Below are 17,685 nucleotides of genomic sequence, written 5' to 3'. Positions count from 1 at the left end.
CGTCTGTGCGCTAAAACGAACCGGCTCTCAACGGGCCAGGCAGGAGATGACGGCATGATTCGCGGCAGTATTGTGGCGCTGGTCACCCCGATGCGGGAAGACGGCTCGGTGGACTGGGAGCGGTTGCGGAACCTGGTCGACTGGCACGTCGAGCAAGGTACCCACGCCATCGTGGCGGTGGGCACCACCGGTGAATCCGCTACCCTCGGCTTCGAGGAGCACGACAGCGTGGTCCGTGAAGTGGTGGCCGTGGCCAATAAACGGATTCCGGTGATCGCCGGTACCGGGGCCAACAATACCGAGGAAGCCATTCGCCTGACCCGTGACGCCAAACGCGACGGCGCCGATGCCTGTCTGCTGGTGACCCCGTACTACAACAAGCCGCCCCAGGAAGGTCTGTATCAGCACTTTCTGGCCGTGGCGCGGGCGGTGGATATTCCCCAGATCCTGTATAACGTGCCCGGGCGTACCTCCTGTGATCTGCTGCCGGAGACGGTGGAGCGCCTATGCCGGGTGCCGAACATCGTCGGCATCAAGGAGGCCACCGGTAATCTGGAGCGGGCGCGGGAGATCCGTGAACGCTGCGGCGCGGATTTCATGGTCTATTCCGGTGACGACGCCACCGCTTGCGAGCTGATGCTGGCCGGCGGTGATGGCAACATTTCCGTCACCGCCAACGTGGCGCCGGCGAAGATGGCGCGGCTCTGTGATGCGGCGCTCAGTGGCGATGCCGATGGTGCCCGTGCATTGAATGCGGAACTCGAGCCCCTGAATCGTGATCTGTTTATCGAAGCGAACCCGATCCCGGTGAAATGGGCGCTTTATGAGATGGGGATGATCGACCGGGGAATCCGGTTGCCCCTGGTTACATTGTCGGAGGCCGCACAACCGCGCTTGCGTGAAACGCTGCGTCGTAGCGGGCTCCTGGAGGCATGATGCAGCGCTGGCTTACTGTTGTCGCGCTGGCTACCACGAGTATGGTGGCCGGCTGTGGTTTGATTCCGAATCAAAGTCTGAAGTATCGCGAAGCCGAGGTGGTGGAGCCGATGACCGTGCCGGACGGCTGGGTATTCATCGGACAATCCCCGCTCTATGAGGTGCCGGACGCGGATCAGCGGCTGACCGCCGCAGACGGCGAACGGAGCTTCCAGGCGCCGAAACCGCCGGATCTGGTCGGCGCGGTGCCGGAAGACGGCGACCAGACGCCGGTGCCGGCGTCGCCGGCCGGCGCCAAGGCGGTGCTGGCGAAGGACGGTACCGGTTATCCCATCATCATGATGCCGGACCGCTATGCACAAGCCTGGGAAAGCGTGGGGCAGGCACTGACGCAGACCGACCTGCGCGTCACCGACCGTAACCGCGACCAGGGTGTGTTCTTCCTCACCACGCCGGAACGCTATCAACTCCAGCCGGCGGAGGCTCAGCTCAAGCTCAGCCATACCACCAACGGCATTCAGGTGGCCCTGATGAACGCCGAAGGCACCGCGCTGGCGGATAAAGCCTCGAGCCTGGCGGTGCTGGAAAGTCTGTACGGCGAGCTGCAACGTATCGGCTCGGGTATCCGGCGCTAGGCGCCGGCGGAAGGCCGCGGTGCGCCTGGCTTCCCTGGGCAGTGGCAGTAAAGGCAACGGCACCCTGGTGTCCGCTGGCGACTGCCTGGTGCTGGTGGATTGCGGCTTTTCCGTCAAGGAAACCGAGCGGCGTCTGGCCGGGCGCGGTCTTGGCGGCGATGATCTCGGCGCCATTCTGGTCACCCACGAGCACGGCGACCACATTCGTGGCGTGGGCGCTTTGGCCCGTCGGTACCGGATCCCGGTTTACAGTACCTTTGGCACCGCCCGGGCGGTAACCGGGAAGGCGGCGGGCCTCCATCGCTGTGACTGGCACGAAGTGCGCCCCGGACGGCCTTTCCAGATAGGGGCGCTGGCGGTGACGCCGGTGACCGTGCCGCACGACGCCCGTGAACCGTGCCAATACCGGTTCTCCTGGCGGCAACGGGAGGTGGGCGTGCTCACCGACCTGGGCTCGGTAACCCCTCACGTGCTGCAGGCCTATGCGGAATGCGACGCGCTGGTGCTGGAATGCAACCATGAGCCGGAATTGCTCGCCAATGGCCCTTACCCGCTGTCGCTGAAGCGCCGGGTCGGGGGGCATCTGGGGCACTTGAGCAATCAGCAGGCGGCGGCGATGCTGGCACAGTGCAACGTGGATCGCTTGCAACATCTCGTGCTGTCGCACTTGAGCGAGCAAAATAACACTTCCGACCATGCCCTGTGGGAGATCCATCAGGTCATGGAGCAGGGCCGGGAGCGAATTCAGGTGGCCAGCCAGACCGGTGGGTTTGACTGGCTGGATGTTTCCTAGCGCAGGATCACGAGGTCAAAGCAGGTACCCCATGGAAAAACGTGACGAACTCTACGCCGGCAAGGCCAAGTCCGTATACACCACCGACGACGCCGACAAGCTGGTGATCGTGTTTCGCAACGACACCTCTGCTTTTGACGGCAAGAAGAAAGAGGCGCTGGACCGTAAGGGCGCGGTGAACAATCAGTTCAACGCCGCCATCATGGAAAAGCTCCAGGCCGCCGGTATTCCCACTCATTTCGAGAAGCTGCTGTCCAACACCGAATGCGTGGTGAAGAAGCTGGAGATGATCCCGCTGGAATGCGTGGTGCGTAACATCGCCGCCGGGTCCATCGTGCGCCGCCTGGGCGTGGAGGAGGGCAAGGCACTGAATTCGCCCACCTTCGAGCTGTTCCTCAAGGACGATGCCCTCGGCGATCCGATGATCAACGAATACCACGTTCGCAGCTTCGGCTGGGCCGAACCCGAGCACCTGGAAAAAATGAAGGAACTGACCTTCAAGGTGAACGACGTGCTCAAACAGCTGTTCCTGGATGCCAACATGCTGCTGGTGGACTACAAACTGGAGTTTGGTCTGTTCCACGGCGAGGTGGTGCTGGGCGACGAGTTTTCCCCGGATGGCTGCCGCCTGTGGGACAAGGACACCCGCGAGAAAATGGACAAGGACCGTTTTCGCCAGGGGCTGGGCAATGTGGTGGAGGCCTATGAAGAAGTCGGCCACCGCCTTGGTATCACCTTCCAGTACGACTGATCCGACCTGAGCTCTACCGCGGTCCTTTTCTGATACCTTTCTGACACCGGAAAGGACCGCGATTGTTGCCCGTTCCCGCCTTCCCGCTCCCTCCTTCCGCCCACCCCCGGGGCCCGCTTCCGGCGCCATATCGGTGCGTTCAGCGTTACGGTTTTGCACAAGGTAACGAAAATTTCACAATGCGCTGAAGCTGCTTGGCGCAAGTCGTTGTTTTTTCTTGGATCGATATTTAACTTATTGATTTAAAAGGAATTTAATTTTATGGATACTTTTTCGTCATTCTGTCGAAATGTCAGGGTAAATGGGGCCTGGCGACAGTTGATGACAGTCTGTGCACAGAGTTATCCACAGATTCTGTGAGTAACTCGCCGGTGGATAAACCCTGATCAATTTCAGCCGCCGTGCAGGCCCAGGGCGTTCATGAACAGACGCATCAGTCCGGCGGCGAAACCGAGCGCCAGCACGCTGGCACTCCAGATCAGCGCCATCCATCCCAGCCGTTTCGGCCAGGAGGGCGGCGGGGTGGCTTGGGTCGTTTGAGGGTGTTCCATCTGCCGGGGTGCCATCAGTGGTAACCGTCCTCCGGCCGGACTTTGCCACGGAACACGTAGTAAGCCAGGGCCGTGTACATCAGGATGAAGGGGATAATGAACAGGGCCCCCACCAGGGTGAAGCCGAGGCTTTGCGGTGGCGCGGCCGCCTCCCACAGTGTCACGTCCGGAGGCAGGATGTGCGGCCAGCCGCTCACCGCCAGGCCACTGTAGCCGAGGAAGATCAGTATCAGGGTGTAAATGAACGGCGCAACCTGGGCGCCCTGTTTCAGCCCCTTGAGCATGAGCGTGGCGCAGAACACCACCAGCAATGGTATCGGCGAGAACCAGAAAATATTGGGAAAGCTGAACCAGCGCGCGGCGATTTGCGGGTGCGCGATTGGCGTCCACACGCTGATAATGGCGATCAATGCCAGCATTATCCAGGTCAGCGGATGGGTCAGGCGGCGCATACGGTCCTGAAGGGGGCCTTCCGTTTTCATCAGCAGCCAGGTGCTGCCCAGCAGGGCGTAGGCGAACACCAGACCGACCCCGGTGAACAGCGGGAAGGGCGCGAACCAACCGAAAGCGCCGCCGGTGTAGACACCGTTTTCCATCGGCAGACCGCTGATGAAGGCGCCCAGCACCACACCCTGAAAGAAGGTGGCGGCCAGCGAACCGCCGATGAACGCCTTGTCCCATATCGGCCGCTCGTGCTCGCGGGCCTTGAAGCGGAACTCAAAAGCGATGCCGCGGAAGATCAGCCCCAGCAGCATGAAAATCAACGGCAGGTAGAGCGCGGTGAGGACCACCGAATAGACCATCGGGAAGGCGGCGAACAGGCCGGCGCCGCCGAGCACCAACCAGGTCTCGTTGCCATCCCAGACCGGCGCCACCGTGTTCATGGCCACGTCCCGATCCTGTTTGTCCGGCAGAAACGGATAGAGGATGCCGATGCCGAGATCGAAGCCGTCCATGATCACATACATCATCACCCCGAAGCCGATGATGAGCGCCCACAGCAAAGGAAGATCGATACCCATGGTTCAGCTCCTGGTGTGCGGTTGTGGATGCCCGGCATCGTTCTCGTCGTCCTCCACGGCGGACAACGGGCGCATGGGCTGGCGATATTGGCCGGGGCCGCCGTGGGCTTCCCGTTCTCCTTCGCTGATCACCGGCCCCTTGCGCACCAATCGCAGCATGTAGGCGATGCCGGCGCCGAACACGAACAGATAGACCAGCACGAACAGCGACAAGGACAGCGCCAGTTGTCCCGGAGGGTGGGGCGATACCGCGTCGGCGGTGCGTAACAGCCCATATATCACCCAGGGCTGGCGGCCCACTTCGGTGGTGTACCACCCGGCGAGAATAGCGATCAGACCGGCGGGGCCCATCACCAGCGCGAAGCGCAGCAGCAAAGGGTGGTCATAGAGGCGCCCGCGCCAGCGTTGCCACAGGGCGTAGGCACCGAGCGTGATCATCAGCAAACCAAGGCCGACCATCACCCGGAACGACCAGAACACCACCGGCACATTGGGACGATCCTCCGCGGGGAAGTCCTTCAACCCGGCGATGGTGCCGTCCCAGCTGTGTGTCAGGATCAGGCTGGCGAGCCGCGGAATCTCCACGGCGAAACGGGTGGTTTCCGCTTCCATATCCGGCCAGCCGAACAGGATCATCGGCACGCCTTCGCCGGCCGCGTGTTCGTCGCCACCCCAATGGCCCTCCATGGCGGCCACCTTGGCCGGCTGATGTTCCAGTGTGTTCAAGCCATGGGCATCGCCGATCAGCGCCTGGATCGGCGCCACCACGATCAGCATCCACATGGCCATGGAGAACATCTTTTTCACCGCCGGGTTATCGCGCCGCCGCAGCAGGTGCCAGGCGGCGGATGCGCCGACGAACAGGGCGGTGGCAAGGAAGGCGGCCACACTCATGTGCAGCAGGCGGTAGGGGAAGGAGGGGTTGAAGATCACTTCGAACCAATTCACCGGCACCACCACGCCGTCGATGATCTCGTGCCCCTGGGGGGTTTGCATCCAGCTGTTGGAAGCCAGGATCCAGAACGTGGAAATCAGAGTGCCGATCGCCACCACCACGGTGGAGCAGAAATGCAGGCCGGGGCCCACCCGGTTCCAGCCGAACAGCATGATGCCGAGAAAGCCCGCCTCCAGAAAAAAGGCGGTCAACACCTCGTAGGTCAACAGCGGGCCGGTGATGCTGCCGGCGAACTCGGAAAAGAAGCTCCAGTTGGTGCCGAACTGGTAAGCCATGACCAGGCCGGAGACCACGCCCATGCCGAAATTGACAGCGAACACCTTGCTCCAGAAATGGTAAAGATCGCGGTAGACCGTGTTCTTTCGATACAGCCAGAGCCCTTCGAGCACCGCCAGATAGCTGGCCAGACCAATGGTGATGGCGGGAAAGATAATATGGAACGAGATAGTGAAGGCGAACTGCAGACGGGCAAGGTCCAGCGCCAGGGCGTCAGACATGGGCGTACTCCTTCCGGCGGCAATGGGGCTCGCGCCCCGGCCCAACGGGCAAAGGATCGGGTGGCGTCGCCGCCCCCGTTCAAGAATCCTTTAAAGGCTAGCAAGAAGGGCGGATGCCGGAACCTGGGCAGAGTGTCCTTGGGCATTGTGTCCTTGGACCGAATGTCCCAGGGGCCTCTGTGCAGGTAAGGAGAATCGCCGGTCAGAGTTCCAGGACACGCGACAAGCACATCCGTGATAAGGAAGAAGGGGCAGTGAAAGCTATCGCCGCAGCATCGGCAGAGGGCGCCAGGGCTCGGTGGCCATCTGACGCAGGAACAGCGTCAGCAGCCGGCGGTGGAAGCCGGCGTTGGGGAAGCGGCGCAGCACCGCGCGCAGAGCCGGGCGCGGCACGGTAAAGTGCAGCAGTCCCCGGGACAGATCGATCCAGTCGGCGCGGCGGAAGGCCTCCACCAGCGCTGTCTTGCCGGGCTCGCAGGCGCTGAGTTTATGGTGATCCAGGATCATGTCCTGAACTTCCGTGCTCCAGGCTCCGCGACCGTTTTCGTGGAGATAGTGGCAGGCCAGGCGGGCGGAAGGGCTCAGGTAATTGAAGGTGCCGGCCAGCCAGATGCCGGCGTCATGGAAGAAGGCCGCGACTTGCAGCTTCTCCAGGGTGTCTTCCGTCAGCGGCTGCTGCAGCGCCACCAGATTGACCAGGCGATAGACATGGTTGCGGTAGGCGGTCTGGTCACGGCCAAAGCGCTCCGCGTACTGGTCGAACAGGGCGTCCACCAGCGGTAATTCAGTAATCAGAGCCTGATGCATTGACACGGTGTCCACGGACCCGTCCTCCTTTGTGTCCCTGTTTGGTCGGGAGCTTATCCTTGAGCTAACCAGACCGGGGTGAGCTTGTCACCGGGCAGAATGCCGATAATTGCAAACCGTTACGTAAACAGGGCGCTGTGTTGCTTGATCTCCTGTTGTATAGTCCGACAATGCTTCCAAATTGTTAAACAATGCGACGATCGTGACCTTTAAAGCCAGCCAAAGCCTTGCCGAACAGATCGCCGGACACCTGGCCGGCCAGATCATCCGTGGGGAAATGCTGGCGGGAGACCGGATTCAGGAACTGCGGGTAGCCGGTGAGCTGGAAGTGAGCCGGGGATCGGTGCGCGAGGCGTTGCTGATCCTGGAGCGCCGTCATCTGATCGAGATCCTGCCGCGGCGGGGCGCGGTGGTGCGGGAACTGACGGAGGCCCAGGTACAGGGTCTGTATGAGCTGGTGCAGGTGCTGCTCGGGCTGGTGATCCGCAAGGCCATCAAGTCCCTGCGCGAGGAGGACCTGGACCCGTTCATCGAGTTGATTCACGAGCTGCAACTGGCCGCCGGCGAGCGCAACGTGGAGCGCTTTTTTACCCTGTGCTTCCGTTTTCTGGAACTGGCCTATCCGTTCGCCCGCAACAGCTATGTGGAATCGGTGCTGGGTAACCTGCAACCGGCGCTGCAGCGTACCTGGTTCATGGCGCTGCATCTGGATCACGACGAAATGAAGGAATGCCTGTCTTTCTTCAAGGCGCTGGTAGAGACCATCTTCCGCCGTGACGTGCGCTCCGCGCTGGAAATCATCCGTGAGTTCGCCGAGCACCAGAGCGCTCTGGTGCAGGACTCCATCATCCGCGCCCGCCAGATCGAGGCCGCCTGGAGCGCCCGCCGCCGCTGATCGCGCCGATTAGCCCTCTATAACAACCAGGCGGTGAGCAGGCCGGCGCCCAGGGACACCGCCATCGGGACCAGCACCGAGCGGCCCAGGGCTCGGTCGCCGATGGTCAGGGCCATGCCGGTTTTCACCAGATTATTCACCACCGTTGCCAGCACGATGGCCAGCACGGCGGTATCGGTGGTCAGCCCCTGGCGGGAAAGCCGGGTCAGCGACAAGGTAATGGCGTCGACATCGGTGATGCCGGACGTGGCGGCGAGAAGGTAGATGCCGGTATCACCCAGCCACTCCTGGAGCAGGGCGCCCAAGGCCATGATGATCAGCAACAGTAAGCCGAAAAACAGGGCCGATTTCAGATCCAGCGGGTTTTGCTTCAAGGCCGGCTGCTCGACGCTGGTTTCAGTGCGGTGGCGTAACCAGATGACCAGGGCCGGCAGATAAAGCAGCAGGGCCATCACCAGCACTGGCGGCGCCAGCGCCGGCAGCAGCTGCCGATTGATCAGTAGGCAGTAGATCAGGATGCGCGGAAACATGGTGCCGCAGGCCAGCAGGATACCCGCCGCCAGCAGCGGCGAAAGCGCTGGCGACTTCCGTGACAGGCGGGCGAAGTGCAGGGTCAGCGCGGTGGAGGAACTGAGGCCGGCAAAGACGCTGGTGAACAGCAGACCCCGTTCGGTTCCTCCCACCCGTACCGCAAAGTAGCCAACGAAGGAGATGGAGGCGATCAACACCACCATCCACCAGATCTCGTAGGGATTGATCATTTCGCCCGGGCCGTAGCCCTGGTTGGGCAGAAGAGGCAGGACCACCACCGAGATCAGCAGCAGTTTGAGGCCGGCGTCCAGTTCCTGCTCGTGCAGTTTGCGCAGTAATTCGTGCGCCTCCTTCTTGTTGTCCAGCACGATGGTGGTGATCACGGCCACGGCGGCGGCGATCTCCGGGGCTTGCAGTATGGCCAGAGCGCCCACGGTGAAGGTAAGCAGCAGCCCGATCAGCCCGGTGATGCTGTAATCACTCACGCGATAGGAGCGTATTGCGAAAGCGAAAGCCCCCACCAGCGCCACGGTGGCGAAGCCCGCGACCAGAATCAGGCCGCCGGTATGGTCCGTGAGCGCCGCGCAGACACCGCCCAGCAGTCCCACCAGAGCATGGGTGCGCACTCCGGCCACCCGCTGGCCCGGTGGCTGATCACGGTCCCGCCAGCCCCGCTGAATGCCCACCAGCAAGCCGAGAAGCAGTGCCAGTCCCAGCTTGATCAACAAGGTGTCTTCCCAGGCGAGGTCGCTCATGGTGTCGGATTCCGGTGTTGGCGAGCGGTGAATCGTCCCGGCCGGGTCCTCTTGGTGGGGGCTGTTTCGCCGGGAATACTATTCAATGGGCTCTGGCAGTATAGCGGCAAGGCACCCCCGGCCGGGATGGCGAATGCCCTTATTGCCATGGTTCGGTCAATAAAGCCGCCACCAGGGCTTGCCAGGGCGCGCGCGTATCCCTAAAATTGCGCCCCTCTTCAGGCACGTAGCTCAGTTGGTTAGAGCACCACCTTGACATGGTGGGGGTCGTTGGTTCGAATCCAATCGTGCCTACCAAAAATACTATGTAAATCAACGGCTTGCCCGGTTTCCCGAGCAGGCCGTTTTTATATTCGGGGAAAATTCGGGGTATTTTCGGGGAATGAGCGGTCAGCGCTTGAACAGCGTCTCGACCACGAAATCGATGAAGACACGCAGCTTGGGGGCCAGCTGTTTGCTCGATGGCCACAGCAACCGAAAGGTGCCTTGATGTTCGACACAGTCATCCAGCACCGCAACCAACTCGCCCCGCTCAATGGCCTGTCGCACCATGAAGTCCGGCAGGCAGGCGATGCCAAGACCGGCCAGGGCCACGTCCATCAAGGCGGCGGACGTATTGCACACCATGGTGACCGGTAACTCCCATTCCGGTGCTCTTTCGGCGCGCTGCAATGGCCACGGTTCAAGCTTCCCGGTGGAAGGGAACTTGTGCTGTAAACAGGCGTGACTCGCCAGATCCGCGGGAACCCCGGGCGTTCCGTGGGCCGCCAGGTAATCCGGGGAGGCGACCAGTTGCAGCCGATAGTTACCGAGCGGGCGGGACATCAGACGCGAGTCGGTGGGTTCGCCGGTGCGCATCACCACATCGAAGCCTTCTTCAATCACGTTCACCAGGCGATCCGAGAAATCCACGTCCAGCTCGATGGCCGGATAACGACGCATGAAGGCGGTCAGCGCGGGCATGATCAGCATACCGACCAGGGGCAGGCTGATGCGTAGCCGGCCCCGTGGCGCTTGGCGCGTTTCAGATAGTTCCAACTCAGCCGCTTCGACTTCGCACAGGATGCGCCGGCAGCGTTCCAGAAACAACGCGCCTTCGGTGGTCAGAGTGATGCTGCGCGTACTGCGATGAAGCAGGCGCACTCCCAGGCGCTGTTCCAGCCGGGACACACTTTTGCCCACGGCTGACGAGGACACGCCGAGGATGCGCCCGGCCTCGGTAAAGCTGCGGGTTTCCGCCGCTTGCACGAAGAACGCAATGCCGTTGAGCGATTCCATTATTGGGCCTTTTTAGGAATATTTGTCCGATATGATTTGAATATTAGCATTATTGTCTTGCATTGAAATCCCTCCAACAATGGCCGCCTGAGTTCAATTCATGCCGATTCCGCGCCATTTGCACGCGCTCCCGGCACTCAAAAAAAGGCCAAACCATGCCAAGTTCAACAGCAACGGCTCTCGGTGGTGACACGGATCAACGGGCTGCACGTCTTCCAATCGCATCGCTGCTGGCCCTGTCGCTGGCGGGGTTCGTCACGATCCTGACCGAAGCCTTGCCGGCGGGCCTGTTGCCACAGATCAGCGCCGGCCTGGGGATTCCCGAGGCGCTGGCCGGGCAGCTCGTCACCCTCTACGCTATCGGGTCGCTGGTTGCCGCGATTCCTTTGGTTGCCGCTACGCAAGGTGTGCGCCGCCGGCCGTTGCTGCTGGCAGCCCTTGCCGGCTTTGTCGTCGCCAATACAGTCACGACATTTTCCAGCAGCTATGTCCTGACGATGGTGGCGCGCTTCCTGGCGGGCGTCTCGGCGGGACTGCTTTGGGCGCTGCTGGCGGGCTATGCCGCGCGCATGGTCCCCGAGCAGCAAAAGGGTCGGGCCATCGCGATTGCTATGGTGGGGACACCTCTGGCGCTGTCGCTCGGCGTGCCGGCGGGCACGCTTCTGGGCAATCTGGTGGGCTGGCGGATGTGCTTCGGCATCATGAGCCTGCTGGCGTTGCTGCTGATGGTGTGGGTGCGCGTCAAGGTGCCGGACTTCGCCGGGCAGGCGGCGGGCAAGCGGCTGTCGCTGGGGCAGGTGTTCACCATGCCGGGGGTGCGCCCGGTGCTGTTCGTGGTGCTGGCCTTCGTGTTGGCGCACAACATCCTTTATACCTACATCGCGCCGTTCTTGGCGACGGCTGGCCTGGCCGAGCGGACGGACCTGGTGCTGCTGGTGTTCGGCGTCACGTCTTTGCTGGGAATCTGGATCATCGGTGTTCTGATCGATCGCCATCTGCGTGTGCTGACGCTCGCCAGCACGGCCCTGTTTGGCCTGTCCGCTCTGATGCTCGGCGTCGCCGGAGAAGCGCCTGCCGTGGTTTATGTGGCGGCCGCAGTCTGGGGGTTGGCCTTCGGCGGTGCGGCCACGCTGTTCCAGACCGCCATTGCCAAGACGGCCGGGAAGGCGGCCGACGTTGCGCAGTCCATGCTGGTCACGGCCTGGAATATGGCGATTGCCGGTGGTGGCATCATTGGCGGCATGTTGTTGCATCGTCTTGGCGTGGCGGCATTCCCACCAGCAATGCTGGTGCTGCTGGCGGCAACGCTGGTCGTCGTGTGGGTGGCCAGATATGGCGGGTTTCCGGCTCCGCGGGGGTAACGAGGAAAGGGCTTTGGCAAAATGACCCCGTTGTCCCACCACGGTCATATTGCCCTGCCACAATGGCGCTGGCGCAGATGGGCCGCGATTTGACCCAATCCATGCCTCCCGGGCAGCCAGGTACCAGACGGCGACGGTCCATGCGTATCTCGCTACTTGAAAATGGCTGGTTTTCCGTTATCATACGCGGCCTTATTGGCACAGCATTGGCACAGGCCCCGGTCTTGGGATCGCGGAGGGCCTTGGTTCGAATCCAATCGTGCCTAGCAAACATTCCCGTTTTGAGATTCGATGCCCGGCGTCGGGGTTGTCCGGGTGTCGCTGCGTGGCATACAATGTCGCGCTACCCGTCAAAACGGGCGAGGTTCGCCTCATTTCGATTCACTAAGTGGAGGTTCACGACATTAAGCGTGGAGGCAAGGGACGCGAGCAGCGTGCCAACATCAATCAGCAAATCCAGGCCCGCGAAGTGCGGCTGATCGACGAAGACGGTGAGCAGCTTGGTATCGTTTCCCTAGAGGAAGCGTTACAAACGGCCACCGGAAAGCAGCTGGATCTGGTGGAAATCTCCCCTGGTGCGGAACCGCCCGTTTGCCGGATCATGGATTACGGCAAGCATCTGTTTGAGCAAAAACAGAAGGCCAAGGAGTCTCGCAAGAAACAGCGTCAGACTCAGGTCAAGGAAATCAAATTCCGGCCTGGCACCGATTCCGGCGACTACGAGGTGAAGCTGCGTAATCTGAAGCGCTTCCTCGAAACCGGCGATAAAGCCAAGGTCACTGTCCGTTTCCGGGGTCGGGAAATGGCGCACCAGGAGCTCGGTCGTGAGCTGCTGGCACGGATTGAAGAGGATTTGGCGGAATACGGTTCCGTCGAGCAACGCCCGAACATGGAAGGGCGCCAGATGATCATGGTGCTCGGCCCGGGCAAAAAGAAGAAGTGATCCGGATTCGGGTTGCTTAAGGTAATCAAGCACTCAGCAACGAGAAGGTAACCATGCCTAAAATCAAGACAAACCGCGGGGCTGCAAAGCGTTTCAAGAAAACCGCCTCCGGTTTCAAGCGCAAGCAGGCATTCAAAAACCACATTCTGACGAAGAAGTCCTCCAAGCGGATTCGTCAGCTGCGTCCGAAGCAGGAAGTCCACGAAAGTGATGTGGCCCTGGTTAAACGCATGATGCCCTATAGCTGAGCCAGCAGCTCAGTATCGCAATTGGTTTTTGGAGATCTGAATAATGGCTCGAGTTAAACGTGGTGTGCAGGCCCGTCGCCGGCACAAGAAAATCCTTAAGCAAGCCAAAGGTTACTATGGCGCGCGCAGCCGGGTGTTCCGCGTAGCGGTACAGGCGGTAACCAAAGCGGGTCAGTACGCTTATCGCGACCGTAAAGTTCGCAAGCGTCAGTTCCGTCGTCTGTGGATCGTGCGTATCAACGCCGCGGCCCGTGTCAGCGGCCTGTCCTACAGCCGTTTGATCGATGGCCTGAAGAAGGCGTCCATCGACATCGACCGTAAAGTGCTGGCCGATCTGGCCGTGCGTGATCTGGGCGCGTTTGGTGCTTTGGCTGAGAAAGCCAAAGCGAGCCTCGCCGCCTGAGCACCTGTGACGTTACTCTTGTAATCAGAAGCGTAACGACAAGGCACTCTCGACGGGGGAAGAGCTCGCGCTCTTCCCCCGTTTTCGTTTGCGCGGCCGCCAGGCCGCGCCGGGATCGACCCGCGGGCCAGGGGCGTGGCGGGGGAAATCAGCAACCACTGGTGGATATGGCTTTATGATGGAGAACCTGGAAACCCTGGTCAGCGAAGCGTTGGCGCAGGTGGCCGAGGCCGGCGACGCCCGTGTTCTGGACGAGGTGCGGGTCCGCTATCTGGGCAAGAAAGGGGAAATCAGTGCTCTGCTCAAGAGCCTGGGGGGGTTGGGGCCGGAAGAGCGCCCCAAGGCCGGGGCTTTGATCAACGAGGGCAAGCAACGGGTCCAGGACGCCATCGAAGAGCGCAAGTCGCTGCTGCAGGAGCAGGTACTCAATGCCCGTCTCGCCGAGGAAGCGCTGGATGTGACCCTGCCGGGCCGTGGCGAAATGCCCGGCGCCCTGCATCCGGTGACCCGCATGCGCCGGCGCATGGAGGATTTCTTCCTGCGGCTCGGTTTCGACATCGCCGAGGGCCCGGAAGTGGAGGACGACTACCACAATTTCGAGGCGCTCAATATTCCCGATCATCACCCGGCCCGGGCCATGCATGACACCTTCTACTTCGGTGACGGACGTCTGCTGCGCACCCATACCTCACCGGTACAGGTACGGGTGATGAAGGCCGGCAAGCCGCCGTTCCGGATCATCGCCCCGGGCCGTGTTTATCGCTGCGACTCCGACCTCACCCACACCCCCATGTTCCACCAGGTGGAAGGGTTGCTGGTGGACGAGGGCATCACTTTCGCCGATCTCAAGGGCACGGTGGCGGAGTTCCTCAAATTCGTGTTTGAAGTGGATGATCTGCCGGTGCGCTTCCGCCCCAGCTATTTCCCCTTCACCGAGCCCAGCGCCGAAGTGGACGTGGGCTGCGTGAGCTGCGGCGGTAAAGGCTGCCGGGTGTGTTCTCACAGCGGCTGGCTGGAAATCATGGGCTGCGGCATGGTGCACCCGAAAGTGCTGGAGCACGGTGGCGTGGACCCCGAGCGCTACACCGGCTTCGCCTTCGGCATGGGGATCGAACGCCTGACCATGTTGCGCTATGGCGTCAACGATCTGCGTCTGTTCTTCGAAAACGATGTGCGTGTGCTCTCGCAGTTCGCCTGAGCGCGTCACCACCGGATACCGCAGCGTAGGCCGAGCGGCCGCGAACCGAATTTAAGGAACACCGAGAATGCGTTTCAACGAAGCCTGGTTACGGGAATGGGCTAATCCCGACATCGATACCGACACGCTGGTGCACCAACTGACCATGGCGGGTCTGGAAGTGGACGCCGTGGAAGCGGTGGTGCCGGCCTTCAGCGGAGTAGTGGTGGGCCGCATCAAAAGCTGCCAGCCGCACCCGGATGCCGACAAGCTGCGTCTGTGCGAAGTGGACGATGGCACCGAGGTGTTCCCAGTGGTGTGCGGCGCCCCCAATGCCCGCGAAGGGCTGAAGGCGCCGTTCGCCCGTATCGGCGCGGTGTTGCCCGGCGACTTCAAGATCAAGAAGGCCAAGCTGCGCGGCCAGCCTTCCGAGGGCATGCTCTGCGGTGCTTCGGAACTGGGCATGGAAGACCTCATCGACGGCCTGCTGGAATTGCCGGAAGACGCGCCGGTGGGCACCGATATCCGTGACTATCTCGGGCTCAACGACACCATCATCGAAGTGGACCTGACCCCCAACCGGGCGGATTGCCTGAGCCTGCGCGGTGTGGCCCGGGAAGTGGGCGTGCTCAACCGGGTGCCGCTGAATGAACCGGTCATCGAGCCAGTGGCGCCCCGGATCGACGACGTTTTCCCGGTGTCCGTGGAAGACGCCGAAGCCTGCCCCCGTTATCTGGGCCGGGTGATCCGGGACGTCAACGTTTCCGCGCCGACGCCGTTGTGGATGGTGGAACGGTTGCGCCGGGCTGGCCTGCGCTCCATTGATCCGGTGGTGGACGTCACCAACTACGTCCTGCTGGAACTGGGGCAGCCGTTGCACGCGTTTGATCTGAACCGTCTCAGCGACGGCATCCGTGTACGCCGGGCACAAGCCGGTGAACGGCTGGAGACCTTGGACGAGCAGACTCTGGAACTGCGTGACGATACCCTGGTGATCGCCGATGGGCAGGGGCCACTGGCCTTGGCCGGCATCATGGGCGGCCGCCCCAGCGCGGTGTCCACCGATACCCGTGATCTGTTCCTGGAATGCGCTTTCTTCAGTCCGCTGGCTGTTGTTGGCAAGGCCCGTTCCTACGGCCTGCACACCGATTCTTCCCACCGCTTCGAGCGTGGCGTGGATCCGGCGCTGCAGGTCCGGGCCATCGAGCGCGCCACTGCCCTGATCCTGGAGATCGCCGGTGGCCGCCCCGGCCCGGTGAGTGGCAGCGAGGACACGGCGTCCTTGCCGACCCCGGCAGCCATCGAACTGTATGCCGACCACGCCACCCGATTGCTGGGCAGTCCCCTGCGGAACGACGAAATCGTCGATATTCTGCAACGGCTCGGCATGGACGTGAGTGAGCAGGGTGAGGGGCACTGGCGGGTAACCGCGCCGAGCTGGCGTTTCGACATGGCCATCGAGCAGGACCTGATCGAGGAACTGGCGCGGATTCACGGTTACGACCGTCTGCCCAACCGGGTACCGGCGGGCACGCCCGCGGGCAACACGCAATACGAACACAAGGTGCCGCTGCGCCGGCTGTCCGATGCGCTGCGCGATCGCGGCTATATGGAAGCGATCACCTACAGTTTCGTGGCGCCGGAAATCCTGGCCCAGGTGGATCCGGACCACCCACCTCTGGCGTTGCTGAACCCGATTTCCGCCGATCTGGGGGTGATGCGCACCACCTTGATGGCGGGTTTGCTGACCACCGCCCAGCGTAACCTGAACCGGCAGATCGACCGTCTGCGCCTGTTCGAAACCGGGCTGCGTTTCGTGCCCGGTGAGCAGGAACTCACTCAGCAGCCGATGGTGGCGGGGCTGCTCTACGGCAGCGCGGCGCCGGCCCATTGGCAGAGCAAACCGCGGGCAGTGGATTTCTATGACCTGAAAGGGGACGTGGAATCTCTGCTGGCGCTGTCCGCCAGCGGGAACTTCCGCTTTGTCGCCGCCACCCACCCGGCATTGCATCCGGGACAGTGCGCGCGGCTGGAGCGCGACGGCGAGACAGTGGGTTATCTGGGGCGTATTCATCCGCGTCTGGCCGCTCAACTGGATCTGCCCACCGACCTTTACCTGTTCGAGCTGATCCTGGAACCGCTGGTGACTGGGCGTTTGCCACGGTTCCAGCCGGTGTCTGAATTCCCGCGCGTGCAGCGGGATCTGGCTTTCGTGGTGGACACCGAGGTGGCGGCTGGGGACATGCTGGAACTGGTGCGGGAAACCTGCGACGAACGTCTGCGTGACGTGCAGGTATTCGATGTCTACCAGGGCGAGCACATTGACCACGGTTACAAAAGCCTGGCCATGACCTTGACCTTCCAGGACGCTTCCAGCACTCTTAGGGACGATCAGGTCAATGCCCTGGTCGAAGCAGTAGTATCCCAGTTAAAACAACGATTTAACGCCAATCTCAGGGTCTAAACCGAGGCAGATATGAGCGCGCTGACCAAGGCCGGCATGGCGGAGCGACTGCACGAAGAATTGGGACTGAACAAGCGGGAAGCCAAGGAATTGGTGGAGATGTTTTTCCAGGAACTGCGTGAAGCGCTGGAAAATAATCGCCCGGTGAAACTGTCCGGCTTCGGCAACTTCGAACTGCGTGATAAAAGTGAACGGCCCGGTCGCAATCCCAAGACCGGTGAGGAAATTCCCATTACCGCGCGTCGGGTGGTGACCTTCCGGCCTGGACAGAAACTCAAGCAGCGGGTGGAAGATTACCATGCTGGAACCCAGTAATAACGACGAGCTTCCCGCCATCCCCGGCAAACGCTACTTCACCATTGGTGAGGTCAGCGAGCTGTGCGATGTGAAGCCGCATGTGCTGCGTTACTGGGAGCAGGAGTTTCCGCAACTGAAACCGGTGAAGCGGCGCGGCAACCGCCGCTATTACCAGCGTCAGGATGTGCTCACCATCCGCCAGATCCGTAGCCTGCTGTATGAGCAGGGTTTCACCATCGGCGGTGCCCGTCAGCAGCTCTCCGGCGACGCCAACTCCGAAAGCGCCACTCGCTACCATCAGCTGATCCGGCAAATGAGGGTGGAGCTGGAGGAAGTGCTGGACGCGCTGAAGGCCTGACGAGGGGCTGGCCAATTCCCACCCAACC

The 17,685-nt window shown here is 61.9% G+C and carries 19 protein-coding genes and 2 tRNA genes; 15 read left to right on the top strand and 6 right to left on the bottom strand.

What is annotated here, in order from left to right:
* The first annotated feature begins 54 nt into the window (after positions 1-54).
* From dapA to purC, 4 genes are read left to right on the top strand one after another with little or no spacing between them, the layout of a single operon-like run.
* Positions 55-936 carry a 4-hydroxy-tetrahydrodipicolinate synthase gene (dapA, locus tag B5T_RS15890; protein ID WP_014995544.1) on the top strand — a complete coding sequence of 294 codons (882 nt, stop codon included), beginning with the start codon at positions 55-57 and terminating at the stop codon, positions 934-936.
* Entirely contained in the window at positions 936-1,571 is a 636-nt protein-coding gene (gene bamC, locus B5T_RS15885; RefSeq protein ID WP_014995543.1) for an outer membrane protein assembly factor BamC, read from the top strand. The genes dapA and bamC overlap by 1 nt, the downstream gene beginning before the upstream one ends.
* A gap of 19 nt (positions 1,572-1,590) precedes the next feature.
* The gene (locus B5T_RS15880) at positions 1,591-2,364 is read left to right on the top strand and encodes an MBL fold metallo-hydrolase (protein ID WP_014995542.1); all 774 of its coding nucleotides are present in this window, start codon (positions 1,591-1,593) and stop codon (positions 2,362-2,364) included.
* 31 nt (positions 2,365-2,395) lie between these two features.
* On the top strand, positions 2,396-3,115 hold the full coding sequence (gene purC / locus B5T_RS15875) for a phosphoribosylaminoimidazolesuccinocarboxamide synthase (protein WP_014995541.1): 720 nt from the start codon (positions 2,396-2,398) through the stop codon (positions 3,113-3,115).
* A 392-nt stretch (positions 3,116-3,507) separates the two neighbouring features.
* Here the strand turns inward: purC and B5T_RS22815 are convergent, their stop codons facing one another.
* The 4 genes from B5T_RS22815 to B5T_RS15860 form a co-directional block, all read right to left on the bottom strand.
* Positions 3,508-3,681, bottom strand: coding sequence for a DUF2474 domain-containing protein (locus tag B5T_RS22815; RefSeq protein ID WP_081586907.1), 174 nt, complete (start codon positions 3,679-3,681; stop codon positions 3,508-3,510).
* Entirely contained in the window at positions 3,681-4,688 is a 1,008-nt protein-coding gene (gene cydB, locus B5T_RS15870) for a cytochrome d ubiquinol oxidase subunit II (RefSeq protein WP_014995540.1), read from the bottom strand. Before cydB ends, B5T_RS22815 begins: the two co-directional genes overlap by 1 nt.
* A 3-nt stretch (positions 4,689-4,691) precedes the next feature.
* On the bottom strand, positions 4,692-6,140 hold the full coding sequence (locus B5T_RS15865; protein WP_014995539.1) for a cytochrome ubiquinol oxidase subunit I: 1,449 nt from the start codon (positions 6,138-6,140) through the stop codon (positions 4,692-4,694).
* A gap of 261 nt (positions 6,141-6,401) precedes the next feature.
* Positions 6,402-6,962: a hypothetical protein gene (locus B5T_RS15860; protein WP_014995538.1), complete on the bottom strand. Its 561-nt coding sequence runs from the start codon at positions 6,960-6,962 to the stop codon at positions 6,402-6,404.
* A 187-nt stretch (positions 6,963-7,149) separates the two neighbouring features.
* On the opposite strand from B5T_RS15860, the gene B5T_RS15855 reads away from it, so the two are divergent.
* A complete protein-coding gene (locus B5T_RS15855; protein ID WP_014995537.1) occupies positions 7,150-7,842 on the top strand; it encodes a GntR family transcriptional regulator in 693 nt (230 codons plus the stop codon).
* A 17-nt stretch (positions 7,843-7,859) separates the two neighbouring features.
* On the opposite strand, the gene B5T_RS15850 is transcribed toward B5T_RS15855, so the two are convergent.
* Positions 7,860-9,128, bottom strand: coding sequence for an MgtC/SapB family protein (locus B5T_RS15850; protein WP_014995536.1), 1,269 nt, complete (start codon positions 9,126-9,128; stop codon positions 7,860-7,862).
* A 220-nt stretch (positions 9,129-9,348) separates the two neighbouring features.
* On the opposite strand from B5T_RS15850, the gene B5T_RS15845 reads away from it, so the two are divergent.
* A tRNA-Val gene (locus B5T_RS15845) sits at positions 9,349-9,425 on the top strand.
* Between the two features lie 93 nt (positions 9,426-9,518).
* Here the strand turns inward: B5T_RS15845 and B5T_RS15840 are convergent.
* On the bottom strand, positions 9,519-10,406 hold the full coding sequence (locus B5T_RS15840; RefSeq protein ID WP_014995535.1) for a LysR family transcriptional regulator: 888 nt from the start codon (positions 10,404-10,406) through the stop codon (positions 9,519-9,521).
* Between the two features lie 155 nt (positions 10,407-10,561).
* Here B5T_RS15840 and B5T_RS15835 point away from each other — a divergent pair, with 155 nt between their 5' ends.
* From B5T_RS15835 to B5T_RS15800, 9 genes are all read left to right on the top strand, one after another.
* Entirely contained in the window at positions 10,562-11,767 is a 1,206-nt protein-coding gene (locus B5T_RS15835) for an MFS transporter (RefSeq protein ID WP_014995534.1), read from the top strand.
* Between the two features lie 197 nt (positions 11,768-11,964).
* A tRNA-Pro gene (locus B5T_RS23275) sits at positions 11,965-12,032 on the top strand.
* A gap of 123 nt (positions 12,033-12,155) precedes the next feature.
* On the top strand, positions 12,156-12,710 hold the full coding sequence (infC, locus tag B5T_RS15830) for a translation initiation factor IF-3 (protein ID WP_051015517.1): 555 nt from the start codon (positions 12,156-12,158) through the stop codon (positions 12,708-12,710).
* Positions 12,711-12,763: 53 nt separating this feature from the next.
* Positions 12,764-12,958, top strand: a complete 195-nt coding sequence (gene rpmI / locus B5T_RS15825) for a 50S ribosomal protein L35 (protein WP_014995531.1) — start codon at positions 12,764-12,766, stop codon at positions 12,956-12,958.
* A gap of 43 nt (positions 12,959-13,001) precedes the next feature.
* Positions 13,002-13,361, top strand: a complete 360-nt coding sequence (gene rplT, locus B5T_RS15820) for a 50S ribosomal protein L20 (RefSeq protein ID WP_014995530.1) — start codon at positions 13,002-13,004, stop codon at positions 13,359-13,361.
* A gap of 178 nt (positions 13,362-13,539) precedes the next feature.
* A complete protein-coding gene (gene pheS, locus B5T_RS15815; RefSeq protein WP_041717654.1) occupies positions 13,540-14,559 on the top strand; it encodes a phenylalanine--tRNA ligase subunit alpha in 1,020 nt (339 codons plus the stop codon).
* A 67-nt stretch (positions 14,560-14,626) separates the two neighbouring features.
* Positions 14,627-17,002, top strand: a complete 2,376-nt coding sequence (gene pheT, locus B5T_RS15810; protein WP_014995528.1) for a phenylalanine--tRNA ligase subunit beta — start codon at positions 14,627-14,629, stop codon at positions 17,000-17,002.
* A 12-nt stretch (positions 17,003-17,014) separates the two neighbouring features.
* Positions 17,015-17,317 carry an integration host factor subunit alpha gene (gene ihfA / locus B5T_RS15805; protein ID WP_014995527.1) on the top strand — a complete coding sequence of 101 codons (303 nt, stop codon included), beginning with the start codon at positions 17,015-17,017 and terminating at the stop codon, positions 17,315-17,317.
* Complete coding sequence (locus tag B5T_RS15800; RefSeq protein ID WP_014995526.1) at positions 17,301-17,657, top strand: MerR family transcriptional regulator; 357 nt, start codon at positions 17,301-17,303, stop codon at positions 17,655-17,657. The genes ihfA and B5T_RS15800 overlap by 17 nt, the downstream gene beginning before the upstream one ends.
* Positions 17,658-17,685: the final 28 nt, after the last annotated feature.

The organism is Alloalcanivorax dieselolei B5 (assembly GCF_000300005.1).
Classification (GTDB): Bacteria; Pseudomonadota; Gammaproteobacteria; order Pseudomonadales; family Alcanivoracaceae; genus Alloalcanivorax; species Alloalcanivorax dieselolei.
The sequence above is the reverse complement of the archived record's forward strand: the minus strand, read 5'-3'. Positions and strand labels throughout refer to the sequence as shown.

Coding starts and splice junctions, on each gene's coding strand:
- ihfA (WP_014995527.1), top strand. CDS start 17,015: ATGAGCGCGCTGACCAAGGCCGGCATGGCGGAGCGACTGCACGAAGAA.
- pheS (WP_041717654.1), top strand. CDS start 13,540: ATGGAGAACCTGGAAACCCTGGTCAGCGAAGCGTTGGCGCAGGTGGCC.
- B5T_RS22815 (WP_081586907.1), bottom strand. CDS start 3,681: ATGGCACCCCGGCAGATGGAACACCCTCAAACGACCCAAGCCACCCCG.
- B5T_RS15800 (WP_014995526.1), top strand. CDS start 17,301: ATGCTGGAACCCAGTAATAACGACGAGCTTCCCGCCATCCCCGGCAAA.
- rplT (WP_014995530.1), top strand. CDS start 13,002: ATGGCTCGAGTTAAACGTGGTGTGCAGGCCCGTCGCCGGCACAAGAAA.
- pheT (WP_014995528.1), top strand. CDS start 14,627: ATGCGTTTCAACGAAGCCTGGTTACGGGAATGGGCTAATCCCGACATC.
- purC (WP_014995541.1), top strand. CDS start 2,396: ATGGAAAAACGTGACGAACTCTACGCCGGCAAGGCCAAGTCCGTATAC.
- cydB (WP_014995540.1), bottom strand. CDS start 4,688: ATGGGTATCGATCTTCCTTTGCTGTGGGCGCTCATCATCGGCTTCGGG.
- B5T_RS15835 (WP_014995534.1), top strand. CDS start 10,562: ATGCCAAGTTCAACAGCAACGGCTCTCGGTGGTGACACGGATCAACGG.
- B5T_RS15840 (WP_014995535.1), bottom strand. CDS start 10,406: ATGGAATCGCTCAACGGCATTGCGTTCTTCGTGCAAGCGGCGGAAACC.
- B5T_RS15865 (WP_014995539.1), bottom strand. CDS start 6,140: ATGTCTGACGCCCTGGCGCTGGACCTTGCCCGTCTGCAGTTCGCCTTC.
- bamC (WP_014995543.1), top strand. CDS start 936: ATGCAGCGCTGGCTTACTGTTGTCGCGCTGGCTACCACGAGTATGGTG.
- dapA (WP_014995544.1), top strand. CDS start 55: ATGATTCGCGGCAGTATTGTGGCGCTGGTCACCCCGATGCGGGAAGAC.
- rpmI (WP_014995531.1), top strand. CDS start 12,764: ATGCCTAAAATCAAGACAAACCGCGGGGCTGCAAAGCGTTTCAAGAAA.
- B5T_RS15850 (WP_014995536.1), bottom strand. CDS start 9,128: ATGAGCGACCTCGCCTGGGAAGACACCTTGTTGATCAAGCTGGGACTG.